We start from the raw sequence: 26,691 nt of genomic DNA on the forward strand, positions 1-26,691 counted from the left end.
GTTGTGGCGGGCCACATCGGATCTGACTATGACCATTAAAAGCGTAATTTGTGATATCGATGGCGTGCTGATGCACGACAACACGGCCGTTCCTGGCGCACAGGAGTTTTTACAGCGTATTCTGGCCAAAGAGATGCCGCTGGTGGTGCTGACGAACTATCCCTCGCAAACCGAGCAGGATCTGGCTAACCGATTTGCTTCGGCGGGCGTTGAGGTTCCCGAATCCGTTTTCTATACCTCTGCCATGGCCACCGCCGACTTCCTGCGCCGTCAGGAGGGCAAAAAGGCCTATGTGATTGGCGAGGGTGCGCTGATTCATGAACTCTACAAGGCGGGCTTTACCATTACGGATGTGAATCCCGATTTTGTCATTGTCGGTGAGACGCGTTCATTCAACTGGGACATGATGCATAAAGCGGCCTTCTTCGTGGCTAACGGCGCTCGCTTTATTGCCACCAACCCCGATACGCATGCGCGAGGATTTATTCCTGCCTGTGGTGCGCTCTGTGCCGGTATTGAGAAAATCTCAGGCCGTAGCCCCTTTGTTGTGGGCAAACCCAGCCCCTACATCATGCGTGCCGCGCTGAATAAAATGCAGGCCCACTCCGAAGAGACGGTGATTGTGGGTGACAACCTGCGCACCGATATTCTCGCTGGTTTTCAGGCGGGTCTGGAAACGGTTCTGGTGCTGTCAGGTGTTTCGACGCTGAGTGATATTGATGCCATGCCGTTCCGTCCGGACTGGATCTACCCTTCTGTTGCCGATATCGACCTGTTCTGATTCATTTTGCTTATGACGCATCCGGCTGAATTGTGATGCGTCACGCCATTTCCCGCCTTCAGCCCCCCTTTCTGCCGCCTGTTTTTTGTTCACAATTGCCGTTTCATTGCCGATTCATCAACGAAACACCATTTAAATTATCGTTTATTCAATTTTATTGCCATGTGAGCAATATTTTTATCAGTAAATCACGATTCCTCTTGCATTGACCGCACCAAATAGCGCATTTTCTTATCTATCACGCAGCATCAGGCTGCCGGACAACGCAAAAGATAACATCGCCGTAAGGTGAGCTCAGGAGTCAGTTATGTGTTCAATTTTTGGTGTGCTGGATCTGAAAACCGATCCTGTTGAGCTGCGCAAGAAAGCGCTGGAATGTTCACGTTTAATGCGTCATCGCGGCCCGGACTGGTCAGGCGTCTACGCAGATGACCAGGCTATTCTGGCACATGAACGCCTCTCAATTGTTGACGTTAACAACGGCGCACAGCCGCTGTACAACGCCGATCACACCCACGTACTGGCCGTTAACGGTGAGATTTACAACCACCAGGCACTGCGCGCTGAGCTCAGCGATCGCTACGCGTTTCAGACCGGTTCTGACTGTGAAGTCATTCTGGCCCTGTATCAGGAAAAAGGGGTCGATTTCCTTGATGAGCTGGAAGGCATGTTCGCCTTTATCCTCTATGACAGCGTGAAGAAAACGTATCTGATTGGCCGCGACCATATCGGCATCATCCCGCTTTACATGGGTAACGATGAGCACGGCAACCTGTTTGTTGCGTCAGAAATGAAAGCGCTGGTGCCAGCCTGCCGTTCAATCAAAGAGTTCCCGCCGGGAAGCTACCTCTCCAGCACCGATGGCGAGATCCGTCGTTACTGGCAGCGTGACTGGATGGAGTACAAAAACGTCGAGCACAACACTACCGACGCTGCAGGCCTGAAACATGCGCTGGAAGAGTCTGTGAAAAGCCACCTGATGTCAGATGTCCCTTATGGTGTGCTGCTGTCGGGCGGTCTGGACTCCTCCATCATTTCAGCCGTGACCAAGCGTTTTGCGGCGAAGCGGGTCGAAGATCAGGATAAAAGTGATGCGTGGTGGCCACAGCTGCACTCCTTTGCTGTCGGGCTGGAAGGCTCACCCGATTTAAAAGCGGCGAAATCTGTCGCGGAACACCTGGGTACCGTTCATCACGAAATTCATTTCACCGTGCAGGAAGGTCTGGATGCCATTCGCGATGTGATTTATCACATTGAAACTTATGACGTCACCACCATTCGCGCCTCGACGCCGATGTATTTAATGTCGCGTAAAATCAAAGCGATGGGCATTAAGATGGTGCTGTCAGGTGAAGGCGCAGATGAAGTCTTTGGCGGTTATCTCTATTTCCATAAAGCACCAAACGCCAAAGAGTTCCACGAAGAAAACGTGCGTAAATTGCAGGCGCTGCATATGTTTGACTGCGCCCGCGCCAACAAAGCGATGTCCGCCTGGGGCGTTGAAGCTCGCGTACCTTTCCTGGATAAAAAATTCCTGGATGTGGCGATGCGTATCAACCCGGCCGACAAAATGTGTGGCAGCAACGGTAAGATGGAGAAGCACATTCTGCGTGAATGTTTCTCCTCTTACCTGCCAGAGAGCGTGGCCTGGCGTCAGAAAGAGCAGTTCTCCGATGGCGTGGGTTACAGCTGGATCGACTCACTGAAAGAGGTGGCTGCGAAGCAAATCAGCGATCAGCAGCTGGCTACCGCCCACTTCCGCTTCCCGTTCAACACGCCGGGTTCGAAAGAGGCTTATCTCTATCGTGAGATCTTTGAAGAGCTGTTCCCGTTAGCGAGCGCGGCAGAGTGTGTGCCTGGCGGTCCATCCGTCGCCTGTTCTTCTGCTAAAGCGATTGAATGGGATGAAGCGTTTAAAAACATGGACGATCCTTCCGGACGTGCCGTGGGTGTGCATCAGTCAGCCTATAAATAAGCCGACAGAAAGCAGCCAGAATGGGCCCGCTGCGGCCCATTTTTTTTACGATTAGCCTTGTATTCACTGAAAAATTGCCGAATAAACCGCCAGGCTGGTTATAAGCCAGTCAAACAGCGATTATCTGGCAAAAAACGGTAAAAAACTTGTTGACGCTGTCTGGTCAACTCCGCATAATGCGCCCCGCAACGCCGATGAAGGTAACGCGAAAAAAAGATGGCTACGTAGCTCAGCTGGTTAGAGCACAGCACTCATAATGCTGGGGTCACAGGTTCGATTCCCGTCGTAGCCACCATCTTTTTTTGCGGGAGTGGCGAAATTGGTAGACGCACCAGATTTAGGTTCTGGCGCCGCAAGGTGTGCGAGTTCAAGTCTCGCCTCCCGCACCATTTCATTATTCGGCAGCGTGGATGGGATATCGCCAAGCGGTAAGGCACCGGTTTTTGATACCGGCATTCCCTGGTTCGAATCCAGGTATCCCAGCCAATTTCGATGATTCTCGAGGCTGAGAACGGACGAATGGGATATCGCCAAGCGGTAAGGCACCGGTTTTTGATACCGGCATTCCCTGGTTCGAATCCAGGTATCCCAGCCATCATTGAAATGCAGTACAATTTGGCTACGTAGCTCAGCTGGTTAGAGCACAGCACTCATAATGCTGGGGTCACAGGTTCGATTCCCGTCGTAGCCACCATATAATTGGGGTGTCGCCAAGCGGTAAGGCACTGGTTTCTGATACCAGCATTCCGGGGTTCGAATCCCTGCACCCCAGCCATACAAAGACAATTTGAAAAACCCATTATTGGGGTGTCGCCAAGCGGTAAGGCACTGGTTTCTGATACCAGCATTCCGGGGTTCGAATCCCTGCACCCCAGCCAAATTGCACAACCAGGCCCGCTTTTGCGGGCTTTGTTGTTTTTGTACCTTTCCCACCCTCTTCATTGCTGGCCCGCCCTGCGGCGAGCCATAACGCGCAAACGGCTACAGTCCCAGCGCGTAACGCAATACCTGCCGCTTCAGTACCCCGGAATGTTCGGCGGCAATCAGCCCGAGATTACGGGCAAACCGCAGCGGTGCCAGCTGATTGCTGAAGGCAAAGTAAAACAGATCCATTCCTCCCTGCATCAGCATATTGTCTTTGCGACGCTGCCGGTGATAACGCTGCAATACCCGCTCCGATGCCCAGTCTTCCGCCGCACCGCGTGCGCTGACCAGCACATCAATCAACGCATCGATATCGCGATAGCCCAGATTCACACCCTGCCCGGCAAGCGGATTGATGGTATGCGCGGCATCGCCAACCAGCGCCAGACCCGGCAGAACATAGCGTGAAGCATGACGCCGGACCAGCGGGAAGCCGCCCGCGCCATGCGCTTTGAAGCGGCCCAGGCGTGCCGGGAAGTGGCTGGCAATCTCTTTTTCCAGCTGGGCTATCGGCATCGCCTGAAGCTGACGCACTCTGGCGGGCGCGTCATACCAGACCAGCGAGGCCCGGTTGTCATACAGCGGCAAAAAGGCACGAGGCCCCTGAGGCGTGAAGTGCTGCCAGGTCGCATCCCCAGCCGGATGTTCGCAGGTCACGCTGATCAGCAAACAGGACTGCGCATAGCTCCAGCCATGAATGCCGATCCCGGCCATCTGTCGCACCTGAGAATTTGCGCCATCGGCACCAATCACCAGACGGGTATGCAAAGCAACGCCGTCGTTAAGGTCGGCGCGCCAGCCGCCATTTTCTGGCTGCAGGTTCTCCAGCGTGGCCGGGCAAAAGCAGGTTACGCCCAGCGACTGCATCTCTTCCCATAACGCCCGCTGAAGCACGCTGTTCTCGACCATAAAACCCAGCTCGGGCAGACCCAGCGAGGCAGCATCAAAACTTACCTGCGCCGTTTGCCACTCCCAGGTTTCCAGCCTGCGATAGGGTGCGCTGCGCATCGCTTCTACCCGCGGCCAGACGTTGAGTTGCTTCAGTAACGCTACCGAGGCGGATCCAATCGCTGAAATTCGCAGATCGGGATCGCTGTCGGCATCAAACGGCGCGGGTTCGGCACGCTCAATCACCGCCACACGAAAATGTTGCTGCGTCAGTCCGCAGGCCAGTGCAGCACCGACCATGCCACCGCCGACAATCACTACATCAAACTGATTATCCTGCATTGCTATTATCCCTCTCTTATTCCCGCCAGCCTGCGCATCATGGGCTGAATAGAGCAAAGTGTACCGGAAAACCCGGTGGCTGGCAGAAAAGCCCTCAGGCTGGTCACCACAGCATCAAAGCATTACAATACGCGCCCCTCACTTCACTGCACTGAATCAATGGCTAGCGCGATGACAAAAAAACTGCATATCAAAACCTGGGGATGTCAGATGAATGAGTATGATTCATCCAAGATGTCTGATCTGCTGAACAGTACGCACGGCTATACGCTGACCGAGGTCCCTGAAGAGGCGGATATTCTGCTGCTTAACACCTGCTCCATCCGTGAAAAAGCGCAGGAGAAGGTCTTCCACCTGCTGGGACGCTGGCGAAAACTCAAAGAGCGTAACCCGGATGTGATTATCGGTGTGGGCGGCTGTGTGGCGTCACAGGAAGGGGATCATATCCGCCAGCGTGCGCCCTGCGTGGATATCGTATTTGGTCCGCAGACGCTGCACCGCCTGCCGGAAATGATCAACACCGTGCGCGGCACCAAAAGCCCGGTAGTCGACATCAGCTTCCCGGAAATCGAAAAATTTGACCGCCTGCCGGAACCGCGTGCAGAAGGGCCGACAGCCTTTGTCTCCATCATGGAAGGCTGCAACAAATATTGTACGTTCTGCGTGGTGCCTTACACCCGTGGCGAGGAAGTCAGCCGTCCCAGCGATGACATTCTGCTGGAGATCGCCCAGCTGGCGGCGCAGGGCGTGCGTGAAGTTAACCTGCTTGGGCAGAACGTCAACGCTTATCGTGGTGCCACCTTTGATGGTGAGATCTGTACCTTCGCCGAGCTGCTGCGCCTGGTCGCGGCCATCGACGGTATCGACCGCATTCGTTTCACCACCAGCCACCCGATTGAGTTCACCGATGACATCATTGATGTCTATCGCGATACCCCGGAGCTGGTGAGTTTTCTGCATCTGCCGGTGCAGAGTGGCGCAGACCGTATTCTGACGCTGATGAAGCGTGCTCACACCGCGCTGGAGTACAAGGCGATTATCCGCAAGCTGCGTGCGGCACGCCCGGATATTGAGATCAGTTCCGACTTCATCATCGGCTTCCCCGGTGAAACACAGCAGGATTTCGAGCAGACCATGAAGCTCATCGCCGACATCAATTTCGACGTCAGCTTCAGCTTTGTCTACTCCGCCCGTCCCGGTACGCCAGCCGCTGATCTGCCGGATGATGTCAGCGAAGAGGAGAAAAAGCAGCGTCTGTGGATTCTGCAGGACCGCATTAACCAGCAGGCGCAGGCGATCAGTCGCCGCATGCTCGGCACCGTGCAGCGTATTCTGGTTGAAGGCATCTCCCGCAAGAACGTCATGGAAGTCTCTGGCCGCACCGAAAACAACCGTGTGGTGAATTTCGAAGGCTCACCTGAGATGATTGGCCGCTTTGTGGATGTTGAAATTGTCGATGTCTACACCAACTCGCTGCGCGGCAAACTGGTGCGTACTGAAGAAGAGATGGGCCTGCGTATGGCGCAAAGCCCGGCGTCTGTGATTGCCCGTACCCGCAAGGAAAATGAAATCGGCGTGGGTCTGTTCCAGCCGTGATGCCTGCTTTACTGTGCGGCAGCGCGCATTGCGTTGCCGCCATTTTCACGCCGCGACACTTGGTTTCTGAAAGTGTCGCCCAAATATCTCTCCTTACGCTTGCGCCCAGGCGTTACGGCATAAATAATTTCGTTATGGTGCATCCGGTTAAGCCCACCGGTGTGTCAGACACATCCCATAACTGGCCCTGAGTGACCCAAAGGATTCGTTTGAATATCGAAACTCGTGAAATCGCCCTTGAACCGGCTGATAACCGTCGACTGATGAGCCTGTGCGGGCCTTTCGACGACAATGTAAAACAGCTTGAGCGTCGTCTGGGCATTGAGATCAATCGTCGTGACAACGTCTTTAAGCTGGTGGGACGCCCACTTTGCGTCAATGCCGCCGCAGATATTCTGAAAACCCTGTATGTCGATACCGCGCCGATGCGTGGCGAGATCCCGGATATCGAACCTGACCAGATTCATCTGGCGATCAAAGAGAGCCGGGTACTGGAACAAACTGCCGAAAGCGTGCCGGAGTACGGTAAAGCGGTCAATATCAAGACCAAACGTGGCGTGATTAAGCCGCGCACGCCGAACCAGGCCCAGTACATCGCCAATGTGCTCGACCACGACATTACCTTTGGCGTTGGCCCTGCGGGTACCGGTAAAACCTATCTGGCGGTGGCTGCGGCAGTCGATGCGCTGGAGCGTCAGGAGATACGCCGCATCATGCTGACCCGCCCGGCGGTAGAAGCGGGTGAAAAACTGGGCTTCCTGCCTGGCGATCTGAGCCAGAAAGTCGACCCTTATCTGCGCCCGCTCTACGATGCGCTGTTTGAAATGCTCGGCTTTGAGCGGGTTGAAAAGCTGATGGAGCGCAACGTCATTGAAGTCGCGCCACTGGCTTACATGCGCGGTCGTACCCTGAATGATGCGTTTATCATTCTTGATGAAAGCCAGAACACCACCATTGAGCAGATGAAGATGTTTCTGACGCGTATCGGCTTTAACTCGAAAGCGGTTATCACCGGTGACGTCACGCAGATTGACCTGCCGCGTCACGTTAAGTCAGGCCTGCGTCATGCCATTGAAGTGCTGGCAGATGTTGAGGAGATCAGCTTCAACTTCTTCCACAGTGAAGATGTGGTGCGTCATCCGGTGGTTGCCCGTATCGTTACCGCTTATGAAGCCTGGGAAGCGGCCGATCAGACCCGCCGTGACCAGCAGGCCGAAGAGCGCAAACGCGAAGCGCTGGCTGCACAGAGCGCAACGCAGGAGAGCAAATGAGCGAGGTGATTCTTGACCTGCAGGTCGCCTGTGACAATACCGCTGATCTGCCTGATGAAAGCCAGTTTCATCGCTGGCTTTCAGCCGCCGTCGCCCCTTTTCAGCCTGAAAGCGAAGTGACTGTGCGTCTGGTTGATGAAGCGGAAAGTCATGAGCTTAACCTGACGTATCGTGGCAAAGATAAGCCGACCAACGTCCTGTCCTTCCCGTTTGAAGCCCCGCCGGGCATTGAGCTGCCGCTGCTGGGCGATCTGATTATCTGCCGTCAGGTGGTTGAGCAGGAAGCCGCTGAGCAGGGGAAAAGCGTTGAAGCCCACTGGGCTCATATGGTGGTACACGGCACGCTGCATCTGCTGGGTTACGACCACATTGAAGACGACGAAGCTGACGAGATGGAAGGACTGGAGACCGAGATAATGCTTGCTCTTGGGTATCCTGATCCGTACATTTCGGAGAAAGAAGACGCCTGAATCCTGAATTCAGGCTATCCGGCTGTCAGCACAGCATGCTGACAGCACTCATTCCTCACCAGAGAGATCTTTAAAAACCGCCATGAGCGACGACCATTCTCAAAACAGCGATGCACCCAGTAGTAAAAAGGGATTCTTTTCCCTGTTGATCAACCAACTCTTTCACGGTGAACCGAAAAACCGTGACGAGCTACTGGAGCTGATCCGCGACTCGAATAACAAAGAGCTGATTGACCAGGACACCCGCGACATGCTTGAAGGGGTTCTGGATATTGCGGAGCAGCGCGTGCGTGACATCATGATCCCGCGCTCGCAAATGATCACCCTGAAACGTAATCAGAGCCTTGAAGAGTGTCTGGATGTCATCATCGACTCCGCGCATTCCCGCTTTCCGGTGATCAGCGAAGATAAAGATCATGTGGAAGGCATTCTGATGGCGAAAGATCTGCTGCCGTTTATGAGCAGTGAATCTGAGCCGTTCAGCATCGAGAAAGTGCTGCGTCCTGCGGTGGTGGTGCCTGAAAGCAAGCGTGTTGACCGGATGCTGAAAGAGTTCCGCTCCCAGCGTTACCACATGGCGATTGTTATTGATGAGTTTGGTGGTGTCTCTGGCCTGGTCACTATCGAAGATATTCTTGAGCTGATTGTGGGTGAGATTGAAGATGAGTATGACGACGAAGAAGATCGTGATATCCGTCAGCTCAACCGTCACACCTTCACGGTGCGCGCACTGACCGCCATTGAAGATTTCAATGAGGTGTTTGGCACGCAGTTCAGTGATGATGAAGTCGACACCATTGGTGGTCTGGTCATGCAGGGCTTCGGGCATCTGCCTGCACGTGGTGAAAGCATCGAGATTGAGGGTTACCAGTTCAAGGTGGCGATGGCTGACAGCCGCCGCATCATCCAGGTTCACGTGACTATTCCGGAAAATTCGCCACAACCTCAACTGGAAGACGAATAAGTCTATGGCTTTAGCCTCACTCTACCCGCGCCAGCGGGTTCGCCTGCTGCTGGCTTTAATAACGGGTGCGCTCGGCACCCTCGCCTTCTCCCCTTACGATTTCTGGCCCGCCGCCCTGCTCTCGCTGTGCGGATTACAGCTGCTGACCCTGAACCGCTCAAGCCCGCAGGCCACCGCAATCGGCTTTGTGTGGGGACTGGGGCTGTTCGGCAGCGGCATTAACTGGGTGTATGTCAGCGTTGCCACCTTTGGTGGCATGCCGGGTCCGGTCAATGTCTTTATCGTGGCGCTGCTGGCCGCTTATCTGGCGGTCTACCCGGCGCTGTTTGCGGGCCTGCTGAATCGCATCTGGCCGCGAACGACGCTATGGCGCCTGGCGCTGGCGGCACCGGCCCTGTGGCAGATTACGGAGTTTCTGCGCGGCTGGGTGCTGACCGGTTTCCCGTGGCTGCAGTTTGGTTACAGCCAGATTGATGGCCCGTTAAAAGGCCTGGCACCCCTGGCTGGCGTAGAGACCCTGACCTTCCTGCTGATGGTGATCGCGGGTCTGCTGGCTTATGCCCTGCAGCAGCGCAACGTCAAAAGCCTGGCCGCGGCCGTGCTGCTGCTGGCCCTGCCGTGGCCGCTGCGCTACATCCAGTGGGTTCAGCCGATGCCGGAGCGTGCCGTAGACGTGGCGCTGGTACAGGGGAATATCCCGCAATCGATGAAGTGGGACCCGCAGCAGCTGCTCAATACCCTGCGCATTTATCATGGCCTCAGTCAGCCGCTGATGGGCAAAGCGCCGATTATTATCTGGCCTGAATCGGCGATTACCGATCTGGAAAGTAATCAGCAACCCTTCCTGCGTTCGCTGGATGATGAACTGCGTGAACGTGGCAGTTCGCTGGTCACCGGTATTGTAGACTCCCGGCTGGAACAGAACCGCTATCACGATTACAACACCGTAATCGTGCTGGGCGGCAAAACGCCCTACAACTACTTCAGCGGCAATCGCTATCAGAAAAATCACCTGGTGCCATTTGGCGAATTTGTACCGCTGGCCGATCTGCTGCGACCGCTTGCCCCGTTCTTTGATCTGCCGATGTCGGCCTTCAGTCGTGGCAACTATCTTCAGCCGCAACTCAGCGTAGCGGGCTATAACCTGACCAGCGCCATCTGTTATGAGATCGTGCTGGGTGAACAGGTACGGGCCAATTTCCATCCTGACACCAGCTTCCTGCTCACTGTTTCAAATGATGCGTGGTTTGGTCACTCTATCGGCCCGTGGCAGCACTTCCAGATGGCGAGGATGCGCGCGCTGGAACTGGGCCGCCCGCTGTTACGCAGCACCAATAACGGCGTGACTGCGGTTGTGAATGCCCGTGGTGATGTGCAGGCGATGCTGCCGCAGTTTACCCGCGATGTGCTGACCAGCAAGGTCACGCCGACGCAGGGGGAAACGCCGTATGCGCAGGCTGGCATCTGGCCAGTCTGGTCACTGACGCTGCTGGCAGCACTGATAGCCCTGCTGCGTCGACGCCGATAACCGTACAGACGCGGTTAACGGTGAGGCCCAGCCTGGGGGGTCAGATCGCAAAAACCGCACGCACTGGCCCGGCAACGGGCCAGCGCGGAGCCTTGTTCAAAAACGCTCCCTGCACTTTTGTCCAGGACGCGGGACGCTTTCCTTTTCTGCCAATGCTCCCTGCGCTTTCATCTGACGCCCTGAGCCAGATTAATCAGGCTCAGGGCGTGTCAGCATTCTGCGGCTTCGCTTTTTTATTTCCTTCCCCCCGATATAACTCACTCTCCTGACCGCATACTCTGCTGCCTTTCTCAATCTGTACCGCTTTCTGGCACGATGATTGCAGAATGTTTCACTGTTTTACGCCAGCAGGCGGATTACAGGCGCTGACGCGTGGCAGGCTGCACCAAAAGAGTTACCTCCTTTGCACCGTTAACGGGCAGAGCGACATATTTGCCTTTTTTTGGTGCGGATCACCTCGCAAAAAAGAAACTTTTTTGTTTCATTGCGTTAACAATCCGCTATGTTAGTGACTCATCTGCGCCCTTTTAAACCGCAGAATGAGCAAAAACGCAGCAGAAAACAGACACAACATCATAATCAGCGCAGGTTATAGCCTGGGCCTTTTTCATACGAAGGAGTTGGAACATGCAACTACGCAAAGTGGCATTATCTCTTCTGCTGATCAGCGCAGCGGCGGGAGCGGCCCAGGCGGAAGATCTCAGCGGCACCCTGAAGAAGATCAATGACAACGGCGTCATTGTGGTCGGGCATCGCGAATCATCAGTTCCCTTTTCTTATTATGACAACCAGCAAAAAGTCGTGGGCTATTCACAGGCTTACTCAAACGCCATCGTTGAAGCCATCAAAGCGAAGCTGAACAAGCCGGATCTGCAGGTCAAAATGATCCCGATCACCTCACAAAACCGTATTCCGCTGCTGCAAAACGGCACCTACGATTATGAGTGTGGCTCGACCACCAACAACCTTGAGCGCCAGAAACAGGCCGCGTTCTCGGACACCATTTTTGTCATCGGCACCCGTCTGCTGGTTAAGAAAGATGGCCCGATCAAAGATTTCGCCGATCTGAAAGGCAAGACTGTGGTTGTGACGTCAGGGACCACCTCTGAAGTGCTGCTGCACAAGCTCAACGACGAACAGAAGATGGATATGCGCATCATCAGCGCCAAAGATCACGGCGACTCCTTCCGTACGCTGGAAACCGGTCGTGCTGTGGCCTTCATGATGGATGATGCCCTGCTCGCGGGCGAACGCGCCAAAGCGAAAAAGCCGGACAACTGGGAAATCTTAGGCACGCCGCAGTCAAAAGAAGCCTATGGCTGCATGCTGCGTAAAGATGATCCGCAGTTCAAAGCGCTGGTGGATGAAACCATTGCCAAAGCCCAGACCTCTGGTCAGGCAGAAAAATGGTTCGACACCTGGTTCAAACAGCCGATTCCGCCAAAGAATCTGAACATGAACTTTGCGCTCTCTGATGACATGAAAGCGCTGTTCAAAACGCCAAATGACAAAGCACTGAATTAACAAAAAAAATACCCAACGGATTTCAGATTGCATTGAGGCGGCAGGAGAATGCATCCCGATGAGCTTATTCAGGTGAGTGAATCGGGTGAGTGAACGCAGCCACCAAAAATGCAGCCTGAACGATGACGGGTATAACAAGGGCGGCCTGGCTGCCCTCTCGATTGCTGAAACCGCGGCATGGACAGACAGACTGACACGGGTCGTTCCCCTGAGTCAGGAAATAAAACGCCGTTCATCAATCTTCAGGGTAGCTTAGCTACCCTTTTTTTCCGGAGCTCGTTATGGGTATCGATTGGAACTGGGGCATTTTTCTCGAACAGGCCCCGTTCGGTAACACGACCTACCTCGGCTGGCTGTGGTCCGGTTTTCAGGTGACGATTGCCGTCTCCTGCTGCGCCTGGATTATCGCCTTCTGCGTGGGTTCATTTTTCGGCATTCTGCGCACGGTGCCTAATCGTCTGCTGGCCACCATTGGCACCTGCTATGTCGAACTGTTTCGTAACATCCCGCTGATCGTCCAGTTCTTCTTCTGGTATCTGGTTGCGCCCGAACTGGCAGGCGAAAAGCTCGGCATGTGGTTTAAGTCTGAGCTGGACCCCAACATTCAGTTCTTCCTCTCCTCGATGATCTGTCTTGGCCTGTTTACCGCTGCCCGCGTCTGCGAGCAGGTGCGCGCAGCCATTCAGTCACTGCCGACCGGGCAGAAGAATGCCGGTCTGGCGATGGGATTAACCCTGCCGCAGACCTATCGCTATGTGCTGCTGCCGAATGCGTATCGCGTGATTGTCCCGCCGATGACATCGGAAATGCTGAACCTGGTGAAGAACTCCGCTATCGCCTCCACTATTGGTCTGGTCGATATGGCGGCTCAGGCGGGTAAACTGCTCGACTATTCTGCTCACGCCTATGAATCTTTTACCGCCATTACGCTGGCCTATGTGGCGATTAACCTGGTGATTATGTTGTTGATGAGTCTGGTCGAGCGCAAAGTCCGGCTGCCAGGCAATGCGGGAGGCAAGTAATGCACGAGTTTGACTGGAGTTCCATTGCCCCCAGCCTGCCCTATCTGCTCAACGGCCTGGTGATTACATTTAAAATCACCCTGACCGCCGTGGTTTTCGGGATTCTGTGGGGCACGCTGCTGGCGGTGATGCGTCTTTCGAGCTTTAAGCCCATCAGCTGGTTTGCCAAAATTTATGTCAACCTGTTCCGCTCGGTGCCGCTGGTCATGGTGCTGCTGTGGTTCTATCTGGTGGTACCGAGTTTTCTGCAGCAGGTGCTGGGCCTGTCGCCCAAAACCGATATCCGGCTGATTTCCGCCATGGTCGCCTTTTCGCTGTTTGAAGCGGCGTACTACTCAGAAATCATTCGCGCCGGCATCATCAGTATTTCCCGTGGACAGGGCAACGCCGCGCTGGCGCTGGGAATGACGCAGTCGCAGGCAATGCGCCTGATCATCCTGCCGCAGGCGTTCCGCGCCATGGTTCCGCTGTTACTGACGCAGGGTATCGTGCTGTTTCAGGATACCTCGCTGGTCTATGTTTTGAGCCTGGCGGACTTCTTCCGTACCGCGTCCACCATTGGTGAGCGCGACGGCACCCAGGTTGAAATGGTTCTGTTTGCAGGTCTGGTCTACTTCGTTATCAGCCTGAGCGCATCGCTGTTGGTCAGCTATCTAAAAAGAAAAAGGACGGTTTAAATGATTAGCCTGAAAAATGTTTCTAAGTGGTATGGTCACTTTCAGGTGCTGACCGACTGCTCAACCGAGGTCAAAACCGGTGAAGTAGTGGTGGTCTGCGGGCCGTCCGGCTCCGGTAAATCAACGCTGATCAAAACGGTAAATGGACTTGAGCCGGTTCAGCAGGGCGTGATTGCCGTCAACGGCATCGAGGTGAATAACAAAAAAACCAACCTTGCGCAGCTTCGCAGCCAGGTCGGCATGGTGTTCCAGCACTTCGAGCTGTTCCCGCATCTGAGCATTATCAATAATCTGGTTCTGGCGCAGGTGAAAGTGCTAAAACGCGACAAAGCGGCGGCCCGCGATAAAGGGCTGAAGCTCCTGAAGCGTGTGGGTCTCTCAGCCCATGCCGAGAAATTTCCAGGCCAGCTGTCGGGCGGACAGCAGCAGCGTGTGGCGATTGCACGTGCGCTCTGCATGGACCCGATCGCAATGCTGTTTGATGAACCGACCTCTGCGCTGGATCCGGAAATGATCAACGAAGTGCTGGATGTGATGGTCGAGCTGGCTCAGGAAGGGATGACGATGATGGTGGTCACACACGAGATGGGCTTCGCCCGCAAAGTAGCTAATCGTGTGATCTTCATGGATGAAGGAAAAATTATCGAAGACACCAACAAAGATGACTTCTTTAATAACCCACAGTCTGACCGTGCTAAAGATTTCCTCGCTAAAATTCTGCACTAATACCGCCATGCGGGTCACCTGAGTGGCCCGCATCGGTTTTGCTATCAGGGTTCAAAAGGCTGACGCTGAAACTGATCGTTGCCGCATTCCGGACAGCGCGACAGGGTTTCAGGCGTGTAGATCGCCCGGGTAAACTGGCACTTCTCACACACCAGATTGCCCAGTCCCACCACTTCACCGCTCTGATAGACACCGTGATGATGCAAATCCTGGAAGACTTCCCGCCACTCCAGCTGACTTTTGTCGGTGATATCCGCCAGCTCTTTCCAGACACTCTCGCGGATGATCCGCATAAACAGTGAATCCGCCAGCGGCTCTTCAGTATCCGTATAACTGCGTGCAAACTCGCCCAAATCGCGGCGCACTGAGCTCAGCGCCTGGTCAATCTCTTCTTCCGTCATATCCTCGCGCACCAGTAACTGGCTGCGTCGCCCGGCAATCAGCTCATCAAGGTTACGATCGCCCTGACGGAGACGGTCAGTCAGTACGGCTAACGACTCGCGATATTCCTGAGCCACTTTATTCATTTTATTCTCCTTTATGCAGACCCTCGCTGAACTAAGTTTAGTCGCAATGCTGCTTTTGCCGTGTCGTCTGTACAGTGAATTACAAAAGAGTGAAGAGGCTGACGCTTTCAGCAGAAATCGTGCCAGCAAAAGTGGGAAGTGTTGTTGATACGCGGCCTTATGGGTATGCTATGCGGATCGTAGAGCCAGAAAAATGTTATTCATAAAGGACCACAGGCAGCCATGCAAGAGCAATACCGCCCGGAAGAGATTGAATCCCGTGTGCAGCAACACTGGGATGAAAACGAAACGTTTAAAGTGACTGAGCAGGAAGGTAAAGAGAAATACTATTGCCTCTCCATGTTGCCCTATCCTTCTGGCCGTCTGCATATGGGCCACGTTCGTAACTACACCATCGGCGACGTAATCGCGCGTTATCAGCGTATGCTCGGCAAAAACGTACTACAGCCGATTGGCTGGGATGCTTTTGGCCTGCCTGCAGAAGGCGCTGCGGTTAAAAACAACACCGCACCGGCTCCCTGGACTTACGACAACATCGCCTACATGAAAAACCAGCTTAAGCTGCTGGGCTTTGGCTATGACTGGAGTCGTGAACTGGCAACCTGTCAGCCAGAGTACTATCGCTGGGAACAGTGGTTCTTCACCAAACTGTATGAAAAAGGTCTGGTCTATAAAAAGACCTCTGCCGTTAACTGGTGCCCGAACGATCAGACCGTGCTGGCGAACGAGCAGGTGATCGATGGTTGCTGCTGGCGCTGCGACACCAAGGTTGAGCGCAAAGAGATCCCGCAGTGGTTTATCAAGATCACCGATTATGCGGAAGAGCTGCTGAACGACCTGGATACGCTGGAAGAGTGGCCTGAGCAGGTCAAAACCATGCAGCGTAACTGGATTGGCCGTTCTGAAGGCGTTGAAATCACCTTCGACGTAGCTGACAGCGAAGAGAAGGTCACCGTCTACACCACCCGACCAGATACCTTTATCGGCGCAACCTACGTTGCCGTCGCGGCGGGTCATCCGCTGGCAACCCAGGCGTCGGTCAACAATCCCGCGCTGGCTGACTTTATTGCTGAATGCCGCAATACCAAAGTGGCCGAAGCGGATATGGCGACCATGGAGAAGAAAGGCATGGCGACCGGCCTGTCTGTTATTCATCCACTGACCGGCGAGCTTCTCCCGGTCTGGGTTGCCAACTTCGTACTGATGGAATATGGCACCGGTGCTGTCATGGCGGTTCCGGCGCACGACCAGCGCGACTGGGAATTTGCCACCAAATACGATCTGGCGATTAAGCCGGTCGTCCTGAATCTGGATGGCTCAATTCCGGACGTCAGCGCCGCAGCAATGACCGACAAAGGCGCACTGTTTAACTCAGGTGAGTTCAACGGCCTGGATCACGCTGCAGGGTTTAACGCTATTGCGGATTCTCTGGCGGCAAAAGGCGTTGGCGTCCGTAAAGTGAACTACCGTCTGCGCGACTGGGGTGTGTCCCGTCAGCGCTACTGGGGCGCACCTATCCCGATGGTGACGCTGGAAGATGGCACCGTAATGCCTGCACCAGAAGACCAGCTGCCGGTAATCCTGCCGGAAGATGTGGTGATGGATGGCATTACCAGCCCGATCAAAGCAGACCCTGAGTGGGCGAAAACCACGGTGAATGGCCAGCCAGCCCTGCGTGAAACCGACACCTTTGACACCTTTATGGAGTCCTCCTGGTACTACGCACGCTACACCTGCGCCAGCTACAAGGAAGGCATGCTGGATCCGGCGGCAGCAAACTACTGGCTGCCGGTCGATCAGTACGTGGGCGGTATTGAACACGCCATCATGCACCTAATGTATTTCCGCTTCTTCCACAAGCTGCTGCGTGACGCAGGCCTGGTGAACTCTAATGAGCCTGCCAAACGTCTGCTGTGCCAGGGCATGGTGCTGGCTGATGCTTTCTACTACCTCGGTGCCAACGGCGAGCGTAACTGGGTTTCACCGGTTGACGTTGAGGTTGAGCGTGATGAGAAAGGCCGCATTGTAAAAGCCACAGACACCCAGGGCCGCGACGTGATTTACGCGGGCATGAGCAAAATGTCGAAGTCGAAAAACAACGGCATCGACCCACAGCTGATGGTTGAGCGTTACGGCGCGGATACCGTGCGTCTGTTCATGATGTTTGCTTCACCGGCGGATATGACGCTGGAGTGGCAGGAATCGGGTGTTGAAGGGGCTAACCGCTTCCTGAAACGTGTCTGGAAACTGGTTTACGAGCACACATCACAGGGTGCAACCGTAGCACTGGATGTAGACAGCCTGAATGACGAGCAGAAATCGCTGCGTCGTGACCTGCACAAAACCATCGCTAAAGTGGCGGATGACATTGGCCGTCGTCAGACCTTCAACACCGCCATTGCGGCGATTATGGAGCTGATGAACAAACTGGCACGTGCCCCGCAGGAGAGCGAGCAGGATCGCGCTCTGATGCAGGAAGCGCTGCTGGCGATTGTCCGTCTGCTCTATCCGTTTACCCCGCACGCCTGCTATGTTCTGTGGCAGACGCTGGGGGGTGAAGGCACCATCGATGAAGCGACCTGGCCGGTGGCAGATGAAGCCGCTATGGTTGAAGATTCACTGCTGGTCGTCGTGCAGGTGAACGGCAAAGTGCGTGGCAAAATTACCGTGCCAGCCGATGCTACGCAGGAACAGGTTCAGGCACGCGCTGCCCAGGAGCATCTGGTGGCGAAGTATCTTGACGGCGTGACTATCCGTAAAGTCATTTATGTACCGGGCAAACTGCTTAACCTGGTCGTAGGTTAAGTTCAGGAGGAACTGTGCGACATCCGATTATCAGGCTGTTTGTCATGCTGGCGGTGGTGATCACCGCCGGCTGTGGTTTTCATCCTCGCGGCACCACGCAGGTGCCCAGCGAACTGAAAACCCTGATTGTTTCTACCGGCGATCCGTATGGACCGCTGGCACGTACTGTGCGCCAGCAACTGCGTGTCAACGATGTCACCATTGTTGAAGACACTAAACAGAACCGCACCGATATTCCGACGCTGCGTCTGGGTCCTGAAGCGCAGGGACGTAACACCGCATCGGTCTTTATCAGCGGCACCTCTGCGGAGTATCAGCTGGTCATGACGCTGACGGCGCAGGTTCTGTTGCCGGGCAAAGGAATCTACCCAATCAGCACCACCGTTTATCGTTCGTTCTTCGATAACCCGAATGCTGCACTGGCAAAAGATGCCGAGCAGGAGCTGATTACGCAGGAGATGCGTCAGCGTGCTGCCGAACAGCTGGTACGTAAACTGCTGACCGTGCATGCCGCGCAGATCAACAAAAAAGAGACCTTACCGGCGTCAGTGATTCCGGTTCCGGGTCAGGGTTCACAGGAAGCACCTTCTTCCTCTGCTACCAGCCTGCAATGATCAGGATTTACCCTGAGCAACTCAGCGCGCAGCTCCGTGAGGGGCTGCGCGCCTGTTATTTGTTAGCCGGAAACGAACCGCTGCTGTTGCAGGAAAGTTCAGATGCCATCCGTGCCGCCGCAAGTGCGCAGGGATTTGAAGAACATTTTAGTTTTACGCTGGATGCTCAGACCGACTGGGAGAACCTGTTTGTCAGCTGTCAGTCACTGAGTCTGTTTGCACGGCGTCAGACCATGACGCTGCATTTCCCCGATAACGGCCCAAACGCCGCCATGGCCGAGCAGCTGATAAAGCTGTCGCAGCTGCTGCACGCCGATATTCTGCTGATCTGCCGGATGGCAAAGCTGACCAAAGCGCAGGAAAACAGCGCATGGTTCAAGGCCCTGTCCGCCTCTGCGGTTCTGGTGCCCTGCCAGACGCCCGAGCAGGCACAACTGCCACGCTGGGTCGTTAATCGTGCAAAGGCGCTGAAACTTTCGGTAGATGACGCGGCCGTGCAGCTGTTGTGTTACTGCTATGAAGGTAATCTGCTGGCGCTGGCCCAGGCCCTGGAGCGTCTCTCGCTGCAGTGGCCCGACGGCAAGCTGACCCTGCCCCGGGTTGAAGAGGCGGTCAGCGATGCGGCGCACTTTACCCCGTTCCACTGGGTGGATGCGTTACTGGCCGGTAAGAGCCGCCGTGCGCTGCATATCCTGCATCAGCTGGAGAAAGAAGAGAGCGAAGTGGTGATTCTGCTGCGTACGCTGCAGCGCGATTTGCTGACGCTGCTGCATCTGCAGCGCCAGCAGACCCGGCAGCCGCTGCGAACGCTGATGGATCAGCAGCGTATCTGGCAGAACCGCCGCGCGCTGTTCACCGACGCCCTGCAACGACTGGATGCGACGCGTCTGCAACGTGCGATTCATCTGCTCAGTCAGATTGAGATCACCCTGAAGCAGGATTATGGACAGCCGGTGTGGCCGCAGTTGCAGACCCTGACGCTGCTGCTCAGCAGTCGTGCTTTTCCGACGAGTTTTGCCCATGTCTGAGTTACACGCGCTGTTCGGTGGCACCTTCGACCCGATTCATTTTGGTCATCTGCGCCCGGTCGAGGCGCTGGCTCAGCAGACCGGCCTGCAGCGTGTGACGCTGCTGCCCAACAATGTGCCGCCGCATCGTCCACAACCTGAAGCCAGCGCTGCCCAGCGGGTTGCGATGCTGCGCTGCGCTATTCGCGACTTGCCGCTGTTTGAAATTGATACCCGTGAGCTGGAACGCGACACGCCCTCCTGGACCGTGACGACCCTGGAAGCCTGGCGTGCCGAACGCGGTGCACGCCAGCCGCTGGGCTTTATCATTGGTCAGGATTCGTTGCTGAGCTTATCGAAATGGCACCGCTGGCAGGACCTGCTGTCACTCTGCCATCTGCTGGTGTGCCAGCGGCCTGGCTATCCGACCCGGTTTGACGCGCCGGAGATGCAGCAGTGGCTCGATCACCACCTTGCTCAGGATATCCGGCAGCTGCATCAGCAGCCCGCAGGCCATATCTGGCTGGCAGAAACCCCACTCTATGATATTTCGGCGACCGAAATCCGCCGCCGCCGCCATCAGCACCAGCCCTGCGACGACCTGCTGCCCGCCGCAGTTATCGATTATATCGACCGCGAAGGCTTATATCGCGACTGATCCGGGCATGCTATACTGCGCCGCTTAAATTTTTGGCTGTACTCTCCGGGCTTACAGCCAGCCCGATACCACCAGATTCCAAGGGGAACCTTTTGCAAGGTAAAGCACTCCAAGAGTTCGTTATTGATAAGATTGATGATCTCAAAGGCCAGGACATTGTCACCATCGACGTTCAGGGCAAATCCAGCATCACCGATTTCATGATCATCTGCACCGGCACCTCCACGCGTCATGTGACTTCGATCGCAGAACACGTTGAGCAGGAGTCCCGTTTAGCTGGCCTGATGCCATTAGGCATTGAAGGTAAAAGCGCAGCAGACTGGGTCGTGGTTGATCTGGGTGATGTCATCGTACATGTGATGCAGGAAGAGAGTCGCCAGCTGTATGAGCTGGAAAAACTCTGGAGCTGATCGGTGAAACTGCAACTTGTTGCCGTCGGCACTAAAATGCCCGACTGGGTGCAGACCGGTTTTATGGAATATCTGCGCCGCTTCCCGAAAGATATGCCGTTTGAGCTGACCGAAGTAACCGCAGGTAAACGCGGCAAAAATGCTGATATCAAACGCATCCTTGAAAAAGAGGGTGAAGCGATGTTAGCGGCGGTCGGCAAAGGCAATCGCATCGTCACGCTGGATATTCCTGGCCAACCGTGGGAAACCCCGCAACTGGCGCAGCAGCTTGAACGCTGGAAGCTGGATGGCCGCGATGTCAGCCTGCTGATTGGCGGGCCTGAAGGCCTGGCCCCCGCCTGTAAAGCGGCGGCAGAGCAGAGCTGGTCACTGTCAGCATTGACGTTGCCCCATCCGCTGGTGCGCGTGCTGGTAGCCGAAAGTCTGTATCGGGCCTGGAGTATAACGACTAATCATCCTTATCATCGTGAATGACCGATCAGCCCACATCAGACATGACAAGTAGCGGATGAAATTACAAAGCAACGCCTTTCGCGATTACAGCGCCGAACAGAAACTCTTTGTCCGTCGGGCGTTCATCGCCTTCGTCGGTATCTTACTGCTCTCTTCGATCCTGGTGGTTAACCTTTACCATCTGCAAATTCTTCGCTTTGATGATTACAGCACCCGCTCTAACCAGAACCGTATCAAGCTGGTCCCTGTCGCTCCCAGTCGCGGCATAATCTACGATCGCACCGGCACACCGCTGGCACTGAACCGCACCATCTATCAGGCGGAACTGGTGCCCGAAAAGGTCGATAACCTGCAGCAGACGCTGGAAAACTTACGCCCTGTTTTAGAGCTGACTGACGACGATCTCGAAAACTTCCAGAAAGAGCGTAAACGCTCGCGTCGCTTTACCTCCATTCCGGTTAAAACCGGGTTGAATGAAGTGCAGGTGGCACGCTTTGCGGTCAATCAGTACCGCTTTCCCGGCGTGGAAGTTAAAGGTTATCAGCGCCGCTATTACCCTTACGGTGCCACGCTGACGCATGTGGTCGGCTACGTGTCAAAAATCAACGATCGTGACGTTGCACGCCTCGATAAAGAGGGCCTCTGGCCCAACTATGCCGCCACGCACGACATCGGTAAACTGGGGATTGAGGCGTACTACGAGGGACTGCTGCACGGCAAAACCGGCTTTGAAGAGGTTGAGGTTAACAACCGTGGCCGCGTTATTCGCCAGCTGCATGAGGAGTCACCGCAGGCGGGCCGGGATATCTATCTGACTATCGATCTCAAACTGCAGCAGTATGTCGAGACCCTGCTGGCGGGCAGTCGTGCGGCTGTTGTCGTCAGCGATCCGCGCACCGGCGAAATTCTCGCGATGGTCTCAACGCCCAGCTACGATGCCAATTTATTTGTCGACGGTATTTCCAGTAAGGATTACCGCGGCCTGCTGGAAGATGAAAATCGTCCCCTCTATAACCGTGCGATTCAGGCGGCTTATCCACCGGCTTCCACCGTCAAACCTTATGTAGCGGTTTCGGCCATGAGTGCTGGCGTCATTAACCGTAACACCAGCCTGTTTGACCCTGGCTGGTGGCAGCTTCCCGGTTCAGAAAAACGTTTCCGCGACTGGAAAAAATGGGGGCACGGTCGGCTTAACGTCACCAAAGCACTCGAAGAGTCTGCCGATACTTTCTTCTACCAGGTCGCCTATGACATGGGTATTGATCGCCTGTCGGAGTGGATGAATAAATTCGGTTATGGCAGCCGTACCGGCATCGACCTGCCGCAGGAGAGCGCCGGTAACATGCCGACCCGCGACTGGAAAATGAAGCGTTTTAAAAAGCCGTGGTATCAGGGTGACACCATCCCGGTAGGGATCGGCCAGGGTTACTGGACGGCTACCCCGTTGCAGATGAACAAAGCCATGATGATTCTGATTAACGACGGCGTCGTCAAAGTGCCACACATGCTGCGTGCCACCCGCGAAGGCCGTTCCCTGGTGCCCTATCGCCAGCCACCTGAGGCCCCGATTGGTGACATCCATTCCGGCTTCTGGGAAATCGCCAAAGATGGCATGTACGGCGTAGCAAATCGCCCCAACGGCACCGCGCATAAAAGCTTTGCTGATGCGCCTTATAAAATTGCCGCCAAGTCCGGTACGGCACAGGTCTTTGGCCTGAAAGAAAACGAAACGTATAACGCCCACAGAATTGCTGAACGATTACGCGACCATAAATTAATGACCGCGTTTGCTCCTTATGACAAACCTCGGGTCGCTGTGACCATCATCCTGGAAAACGGTGGCGCCGGTCCGGCTGTCGGCACCGTAATGCGCCAGATTCTGGATCATATTATGTTGGGTGATAACAATACAGTCCTGCCGGACGCCGCACCTGTGCCGCCCGGTTATGAAGGTGAATAAACATGTCGATGCAAGATAGTCCGCAGAAACGATCGATCTGGATGCGCATCCACATTGATCCGATGTTTATGCTGATCATTCTCGGCCTGCTGACTTACAGCGCCGTGGTGATCTGGAGTGCCAGTGGGCAGGATCCTGGCATGATGGAGCGTAAACTCGGTCAGATTGCGATGGGTCTGGTGATCATGATTGTGCTGGCGCAGGTACCGCCGCGTGTTTATGAAGGCTGGGCACCTTATCTTTATATTGTCTGCGTCATCCTGCTGGTGGCAGTGGATGCTTTTGGTCAGATCAGTAAAGGCGCACAGCGCTGGCTCGATCTCGGTTTTGTGCGTTTTCAGCCTTCAGAAATAGCCAAAATAGCCGTGCCACTGATGGTGGCACGCTTTATCAACCGCGATGTCTGTCCGCCCACGCTCAAAAACACCGGCATTGCGCTGCTGTTAATCTTTGTGCCAACCCTGCTGGTCGCCGCACAGCCCGATCTCGGTACCTCGATTCTGGTTGCGGCCTCCGGTTTGTTTGTCCTGTTCCTTTCGGGGATGAGCTGGAAACTGATTGGCGTTGCCGTGTTGCTGGTCGCCGCCTTTATCCCGATTCTGTGGTTCTTCCTGATGCACGACTATCAGCGCGATCGCGTCATGATGCTGCTCGACCCGGAAACGGACCCGCTGGGTGCCGGGTATCACATTATCCAGTCGAAAATCGCCATCGGCTCAGGGGGACTGCGCGGTAAAGGCTGGCTGCAGGGCACCCAGTCACAGCTGGAATTTTTGCCGGAACGTCATACCGACTTTATCTTTGCGGTTCTGGCCGAAGAGTTGGGTCTGGTAGGGGTGCTGCTGCTGCTGACCCTCTATCTGCTGCTGATTATGCGGGGGCTGGTTGTGGCAGCCCGGGCGCAGACCACCTTTGGACGGGTCATGGCGGGCGGTTTGATGCTGATTTTATTCGTTTATGTTTTCGTTAACATTGGCATGGTTAGTGGTATCTTACCGGTAGTTGGCGTGCCGCTGCCGCTGGTCAGTTACGGCGGCTCCGCGCTTATCGTGCTTATGGCGGGATTTGGCATTGTGATGTCGATCCACACTCACCGAAAAATGTTATCTAAAAGTGTCTAAGAGGCTGCAGATGCGTAAGGAATGGCTTGGCGTTGCACTGGCATCACTGGTTCTGGCGGCCTGTACCACGCCCGAACCCCAAAATACGGCGCCGCCGCAACCGGCTTACAATGGGCCGGTGGTAGAAATTCCAGGCGTTGAGCCACGTTATGAGCCGATCAATCCAGGCACCAGCCAGGATTACAGCGTTAACGGCAAGAATTATCGCATCATCAGCGACCCGTCCAACTACAGCGAAGTCGGTCTGGCAACCTGGTACGGTGAAGAGGCGCAGGGCAACCGCACCGCCACCGGCGAAGCCTACGATCCCGATGCGCTGACTGCGGCCCACCCTACTCTGCCGCTGCCGAGCTATGTGCGCGTGACCAATATCGCGAACGGCCGTCAGATTGTGGTGCGCGTCAACGATCGCGGCCCCTACACGCCAGGACGCATTATCGACCTGTCGCGGGCTGCCGGTGATCGTCTGAACATCTCCAATAATTCACGGGTGCGGGTCGACTACATCAAGGTCGCACCTGATGGCACGCTCTCTGGCCCCGGCACCATCGGAACGGTGGTAGCGAAACAGAGCTACTCTCTGCCTGCCCGTCCGGACCTGAGCGGTGGCGCAGTCATGAACGGCGGCAGCGCAGCCCCCTCTGAACCCCCCGCGCAAAATGTCGAAGCCATCAGCAACAGTACGCTGCAGGGCGGTGACAACATGGGTGCACCGGTACAGAGCAGCGGTTTTCTTGGCGCACCTCAGCCCTTAGCGAACGGCGTGCTGGAAGGCAGTGAGCCGCCCGCCGCCGCGCCCGTCAATACGGCCCCCGCCGCCAGCAGTGCTGCTCCTGTCGCCGCCAGCGCCGCGCCTGCAGCCAGCGGTGGTGCCACCGGCTATGTGGTGCAGGTCGGCGCGCTGAACGATCCGGCGCGCGCCCGGCAGATGATGAAAAGCCTGAGCCAGCGCTATGGGGTGCCCGGCAAGGTTGAAGACGCGGGCAACAATGTTTATCGCGTACAGCTCGGCGGTTACAGCTCCCGCGCCGAAGCGGCTGCACTGCAACAGCGCCTGAGCAGTGAAGGCCAGACCGCCTCATTTATTACGAATACGCGTCGCTGATTCGTTTATCAGACAGTGACACGTAACGTCTGCTAACAACCCAATCATCACGCCCGGTGCCAGACTATGTGGCATTGGGTATGATGAGTGACATTTTTAACCTCAAACTCACGGATGTTGTAGTCCTACACATGAACACGCTGAAATCATCTCGTTTGCTGAAACGCCTGACAGTGGGATCACTGATCGCTTTCTCTCTCAGCCATGCTGCTATTGCTGATGACGTCAATCTCAAAACCATGATTCCGGGCGTGCCGGACATTGATGCCGAAGCGTATGTCCTTATCGACTACAACTCGGGCAAAGTGCTGGCCGAGAAAAACGCCGACGCACGCCGCGATCCTGCCAGTCTGACCAAGATGATGACGAGCTATGTCATTGGTCAGGCTGTAAAAGCCGGTAAAATTCATCAGGACGATATGGTCACCGTCGGCCCGGATGCCTGGGCGACCGGTAATCCGGTGTTCAAAGGCTCCTCGCTGATGTTCCTGAAGCCAGGCGACCGCGTGCCGGTCTCTCAGCTGACCCGTGGCATTGTGCTGCAGTCGGGTAACGACGCCTGTGTTGCGATGGCTGACTATGTCGCCGGCAGCCAGGATGCGTTCGTGAATCTGATGAATAACTACGTCAAAGCGATTGGCCTGCAGAATACCCACTTCGGGACCGTGCATGGCCTGGACGCTGAAGGTCAGTACAGTTCTGCCCGCGACATGGCATTGATCGGCCAGGCGCTGATCCGCGACGTGCCGGAAGAGTACGCTGTCTATAAAGAAAAAGAGTTCACCTTCAACAACATCCGTCAGATGAACCGTAACGGCCTGCTGTGGGATACCAACCTGAACGTGGACGGCATCAAAACCGGCCACACTAACTCAGCGGGTTACAACCTGGTGGCGTCAGCAACTGAAGGCCAGATGCGCCTGATCTCTGCCGTGATGGGCGGTCATACCTTTAAAGGCCGTGAAACTGAGAGCAAGAAACTGCTGACCTGGGGCTTCCGTTTCTTTGAAACCGTTGCGCCACTGAAAGCGGGCAAAGAGTTCGCCTCTGAACCAGTCTGGTTCGGCGATAACGATCGCGTGCAGCTGGGTGTGGAAAAAGATGCTTACCTGACCATTCCACGTGGCCGCATGAAAGATCTGAAAGCCAGCTATGTGCTGACCAACACGGAACTGCATGCACCACTGAAGAAAAACCAGGTTGTCGGCAGCATCAACTTCCAGCTGGATGGCAAGACTATCGAACAGCGTCCGCTGGTGGTGCTGAACGAAATCTCTGAAGGGGGTTTCTTTGGCCGCATCGTTGATTACATCAAGCTGATGTTCCATCACTGGTTCGGTTAA

The 26,691-nt window shown here is 55.4% G+C and carries 23 protein-coding genes and 7 tRNA genes; 28 read left to right on the forward strand and 2 right to left on the reverse strand.

The window, feature by feature from the left end:
• Window positions 1-28 precede the first annotated feature (28 nt).
• The 9 genes from N5J69_RS08925 (at window position 29) to N5J69_RS08965 (ending at window position 3,634) form a co-directional block, all read left to right on the forward strand.
• Window positions 29-781 carry an HAD-IIA family hydrolase gene (locus N5J69_RS08925; protein WP_013357117.1) on the forward strand — a complete coding sequence of 251 codons (753 nt, stop codon included), beginning with the start codon at window positions 29-31 and terminating at the stop codon, window positions 779-781.
• Between the two features lie 307 nt (window positions 782-1,088).
• Window positions 1,089-2,756, forward strand: coding sequence for an asparagine synthase B (gene asnB / locus N5J69_RS08930; protein WP_279769679.1), 1,668 nt, complete (start codon window positions 1,089-1,091; stop codon window positions 2,754-2,756).
• Between the two features lie 218 nt (window positions 2,757-2,974).
• A tRNA-Met gene (locus N5J69_RS08935) sits at window positions 2,975-3,051 on the forward strand.
• 9 nt (window positions 3,052-3,060) lie between these two features.
• Window positions 3,061-3,145 (forward strand) — tRNA-Leu (locus tag N5J69_RS08940).
• A gap of 22 nt (window positions 3,146-3,167) precedes the next feature.
• Window positions 3,168-3,242 (forward strand) — tRNA-Gln (locus N5J69_RS08945).
• Window positions 3,243-3,276: 34 nt separating this feature from the next.
• Window positions 3,277-3,351: transfer RNA gene (locus tag N5J69_RS08950), tRNA-Gln, on the forward strand.
• A gap of 22 nt (window positions 3,352-3,373) precedes the next feature.
• Window positions 3,374-3,450 (forward strand) — tRNA-Met (locus N5J69_RS08955).
• Window positions 3,451-3,456: 6 nt separating this feature from the next.
• Window positions 3,457-3,531: transfer RNA gene (locus tag N5J69_RS08960), tRNA-Gln, on the forward strand.
• 28 nt (window positions 3,532-3,559) lie between these two features.
• Window positions 3,560-3,634, forward strand: a tRNA-Gln gene (locus N5J69_RS08965).
• A 103-nt stretch (window positions 3,635-3,737) separates the two neighbouring features.
• Here the strand turns inward: N5J69_RS08965 and ubiF are convergent.
• Window positions 3,738-4,910 (reverse strand): 3-demethoxyubiquinol 3-hydroxylase, encoded by a 1,173-nt coding sequence (gene ubiF, locus N5J69_RS08970; RefSeq protein ID WP_279769681.1) that lies wholly within the window; start codon window positions 4,908-4,910, stop codon window positions 3,738-3,740.
• 171 nt (window positions 4,911-5,081) lie between these two features.
• Between ubiF and miaB the strand changes: the two genes are divergently transcribed.
• The 9 genes from miaB to N5J69_RS09015 all read left to right on the forward strand — a co-directional run bounded on the left by miaB (window position 5,082) and on the right by N5J69_RS09015 (window position 14,688).
• Window positions 5,082-6,506: a tRNA (N6-isopentenyl adenosine(37)-C2)-methylthiotransferase MiaB gene (miaB, locus tag N5J69_RS08975; RefSeq protein ID WP_279769683.1), complete on the forward strand. Its 1,425-nt coding sequence runs from the start codon at window positions 5,082-5,084 to the stop codon at window positions 6,504-6,506.
• 209 nt (window positions 6,507-6,715) lie between these two features.
• Window positions 6,716-7,777 carry a PhoH family protein gene (locus N5J69_RS08980; protein WP_013357113.1) on the forward strand — a complete coding sequence of 354 codons (1,062 nt, stop codon included), beginning with the start codon at window positions 6,716-6,718 and terminating at the stop codon, window positions 7,775-7,777.
• A complete protein-coding gene (gene ybeY / locus N5J69_RS08985) occupies window positions 7,774-8,247 on the forward strand; it encodes an rRNA maturation RNase YbeY (RefSeq protein ID WP_279769686.1) in 474 nt (157 codons plus the stop codon). The genes N5J69_RS08980 and ybeY overlap by 4 nt, the downstream gene beginning before the upstream one ends.
• A gap of 82 nt (window positions 8,248-8,329) precedes the next feature.
• Window positions 8,330-9,211, forward strand: a complete 882-nt coding sequence (gene corC / locus N5J69_RS08990) for a CNNM family magnesium/cobalt transport protein CorC (RefSeq protein ID WP_013357111.1) — start codon at window positions 8,330-8,332, stop codon at window positions 9,209-9,211.
• A 4-nt stretch (window positions 9,212-9,215) separates the two neighbouring features.
• On the forward strand, window positions 9,216-10,739 hold the full coding sequence (gene lnt / locus N5J69_RS08995) for an apolipoprotein N-acyltransferase (protein WP_279769689.1): 1,524 nt from the start codon (window positions 9,216-9,218) through the stop codon (window positions 10,737-10,739).
• 627 nt (window positions 10,740-11,366) lie between these two features.
• The gene (locus N5J69_RS09000; RefSeq protein ID WP_279769690.1) at window positions 11,367-12,263 is read left to right on the forward strand and encodes an amino acid ABC transporter substrate-binding protein; all 897 of its coding nucleotides are present in this window, start codon (window positions 11,367-11,369) and stop codon (window positions 12,261-12,263) included.
• A 281-nt stretch (window positions 12,264-12,544) separates the two neighbouring features.
• Window positions 12,545-13,285 carry an amino acid ABC transporter permease gene (locus tag N5J69_RS09005; RefSeq protein ID WP_279769691.1) on the forward strand — a complete coding sequence of 247 codons (741 nt, stop codon included), beginning with the start codon at window positions 12,545-12,547 and terminating at the stop codon, window positions 13,283-13,285.
• Window positions 13,285-13,962 carry a glutamate/aspartate ABC transporter permease GltK gene (gltK, locus tag N5J69_RS09010; RefSeq protein WP_279769692.1) on the forward strand — a complete coding sequence of 226 codons (678 nt, stop codon included), beginning with the start codon at window positions 13,285-13,287 and terminating at the stop codon, window positions 13,960-13,962. Before N5J69_RS09005 ends, gltK begins: the two co-directional genes overlap by 1 nt.
• Window positions 13,963-14,688: an amino acid ABC transporter ATP-binding protein gene (locus N5J69_RS09015; RefSeq protein WP_279769694.1), complete on the forward strand. Its 726-nt coding sequence runs from the start codon at window positions 13,963-13,965 to the stop codon at window positions 14,686-14,688.
• A gap of 44 nt (window positions 14,689-14,732) precedes the next feature.
• Here N5J69_RS09015 and N5J69_RS09020 read toward each other — a convergent pair whose 3' ends face one another.
• Window positions 14,733-15,215, reverse strand: a complete 483-nt coding sequence (locus tag N5J69_RS09020) for a zinc ribbon-containing protein (RefSeq protein ID WP_279769695.1) — start codon at window positions 15,213-15,215, stop codon at window positions 14,733-14,735.
• A gap of 222 nt (window positions 15,216-15,437) precedes the next feature.
• Here N5J69_RS09020 and leuS point away from each other — a divergent pair, with 222 nt between their 5' ends.
• The 10 genes from leuS to dacA all read left to right on the forward strand — a co-directional run bounded on the left by leuS (window position 15,438) and on the right by dacA (window position 26,691).
• Window positions 15,438-18,020: a leucine--tRNA ligase gene (leuS, locus tag N5J69_RS09025; RefSeq protein WP_279769696.1), complete on the forward strand. Its 2,583-nt coding sequence runs from the start codon at window positions 15,438-15,440 to the stop codon at window positions 18,018-18,020.
• 14 nt (window positions 18,021-18,034) lie between these two features.
• Window positions 18,035-18,634, forward strand: a complete 600-nt coding sequence (lptE, locus tag N5J69_RS09030) for an LPS assembly lipoprotein LptE (RefSeq protein WP_279769698.1) — start codon at window positions 18,035-18,037, stop codon at window positions 18,632-18,634.
• Window positions 18,631-19,662: a DNA polymerase III subunit delta gene (gene holA, locus N5J69_RS09035; RefSeq protein WP_279769699.1), complete on the forward strand. Its 1,032-nt coding sequence runs from the start codon at window positions 18,631-18,633 to the stop codon at window positions 19,660-19,662. The genes lptE and holA overlap by 4 nt, the downstream gene beginning before the upstream one ends.
• Entirely contained in the window at window positions 19,655-20,299 is a 645-nt protein-coding gene (gene nadD, locus N5J69_RS09040) for a nicotinate-nucleotide adenylyltransferase (RefSeq protein WP_279769700.1), read from the forward strand. Before holA ends, nadD begins: the two co-directional genes overlap by 8 nt.
• Window positions 20,300-20,391: 92 nt before the next feature.
• Window positions 20,392-20,709 carry a ribosome silencing factor gene (gene rsfS, locus N5J69_RS09045; protein ID WP_111139027.1) on the forward strand — a complete coding sequence of 106 codons (318 nt, stop codon included), beginning with the start codon at window positions 20,392-20,394 and terminating at the stop codon, window positions 20,707-20,709.
• A 3-nt stretch (window positions 20,710-20,712) separates the two neighbouring features.
• The gene (gene rlmH, locus N5J69_RS09050) at window positions 20,713-21,183 is read left to right on the forward strand and encodes a 23S rRNA (pseudouridine(1915)-N(3))-methyltransferase RlmH (protein WP_013357098.1); all 471 of its coding nucleotides are present in this window, start codon (window positions 20,713-20,715) and stop codon (window positions 21,181-21,183) included.
• 34 nt (window positions 21,184-21,217) lie between these two features.
• Entirely contained in the window at window positions 21,218-23,122 is a 1,905-nt protein-coding gene (gene mrdA / locus N5J69_RS09055; RefSeq protein ID WP_279769703.1) for a peptidoglycan DD-transpeptidase MrdA, read from the forward strand.
• 8 nt (window positions 23,123-23,130) lie between these two features.
• Complete coding sequence (gene mrdB, locus N5J69_RS09060; protein ID WP_279770095.1) at window positions 23,131-24,243, forward strand: peptidoglycan glycosyltransferase MrdB; 1,113 nt, start codon at window positions 23,131-23,133, stop codon at window positions 24,241-24,243.
• Window positions 24,244-24,253: 10 nt separating this feature from the next.
• The gene (gene rlpA / locus N5J69_RS09065; RefSeq protein WP_279769705.1) at window positions 24,254-25,348 is read left to right on the forward strand and encodes an endolytic peptidoglycan transglycosylase RlpA; all 1,095 of its coding nucleotides are present in this window, start codon (window positions 24,254-24,256) and stop codon (window positions 25,346-25,348) included.
• 131 nt (window positions 25,349-25,479) lie between these two features.
• Window positions 25,480-26,691: a D-alanyl-D-alanine carboxypeptidase DacA gene (gene dacA / locus N5J69_RS09070; RefSeq protein ID WP_033732040.1), complete on the forward strand. Its 1,212-nt coding sequence runs from the start codon at window positions 25,480-25,482 to the stop codon at window positions 26,689-26,691.

This window comes from Pantoea sp. GD03673 (assembly GCF_029844725.1).
Classification (GTDB): Bacteria; Pseudomonadota; Gammaproteobacteria; order Enterobacterales; family Enterobacteriaceae; genus Pantoea.

Coding starts and splice junctions, on each gene's coding strand:
- N5J69_RS08925 (WP_013357117.1), top strand. CDS start 29: ATGACCATTAAAAGCGTAATTTGTGATATCGATGGCGTGCTGATGCAC.
- asnB (WP_279769679.1), top strand. CDS start 1,089: ATGTGTTCAATTTTTGGTGTGCTGGATCTGAAAACCGATCCTGTTGAG.
- ubiF (WP_279769681.1), bottom strand. CDS start 4,910: ATGCAGGATAATCAGTTTGATGTAGTGATTGTCGGCGGTGGCATGGTC.
- miaB (WP_279769683.1), top strand. CDS start 5,082: ATGACAAAAAAACTGCATATCAAAACCTGGGGATGTCAGATGAATGAG.
- ybeY (WP_279769686.1), top strand. CDS start 7,774: ATGAGCGAGGTGATTCTTGACCTGCAGGTCGCCTGTGACAATACCGCT.
- corC (WP_013357111.1), top strand. CDS start 8,330: ATGAGCGACGACCATTCTCAAAACAGCGATGCACCCAGTAGTAAAAAG.
- lnt (WP_279769689.1), top strand. CDS start 9,216: ATGGCTTTAGCCTCACTCTACCCGCGCCAGCGGGTTCGCCTGCTGCTG.
- N5J69_RS09000 (WP_279769690.1), top strand. CDS start 11,367: ATGCAACTACGCAAAGTGGCATTATCTCTTCTGCTGATCAGCGCAGCG.
- N5J69_RS09005 (WP_279769691.1), top strand. CDS start 12,545: ATGGGTATCGATTGGAACTGGGGCATTTTTCTCGAACAGGCCCCGTTC.
- gltK (WP_279769692.1), top strand. CDS start 13,285: ATGCACGAGTTTGACTGGAGTTCCATTGCCCCCAGCCTGCCCTATCTG.
- N5J69_RS09015 (WP_279769694.1), top strand. CDS start 13,963: ATGATTAGCCTGAAAAATGTTTCTAAGTGGTATGGTCACTTTCAGGTG.
- N5J69_RS09020 (WP_279769695.1), bottom strand. CDS start 15,215: ATGAATAAAGTGGCTCAGGAATATCGCGAGTCGTTAGCCGTACTGACT.
- leuS (WP_279769696.1), top strand. CDS start 15,438: ATGCAAGAGCAATACCGCCCGGAAGAGATTGAATCCCGTGTGCAGCAA.
- holA (WP_279769699.1), top strand. CDS start 18,631: ATGATCAGGATTTACCCTGAGCAACTCAGCGCGCAGCTCCGTGAGGGG.
- nadD (WP_279769700.1), top strand. CDS start 19,655: ATGTCTGAGTTACACGCGCTGTTCGGTGGCACCTTCGACCCGATTCAT.
- mrdA (WP_279769703.1), top strand. CDS start 21,218: ATGAAATTACAAAGCAACGCCTTTCGCGATTACAGCGCCGAACAGAAA.
- mrdB (WP_279770095.1), top strand. CDS start 23,131: ATGCAAGATAGTCCGCAGAAACGATCGATCTGGATGCGCATCCACATT.
- rlpA (WP_279769705.1), top strand. CDS start 24,254: ATGCGTAAGGAATGGCTTGGCGTTGCACTGGCATCACTGGTTCTGGCG.
- dacA (WP_033732040.1), top strand. CDS start 25,480: ATGAACACGCTGAAATCATCTCGTTTGCTGAAACGCCTGACAGTGGGA.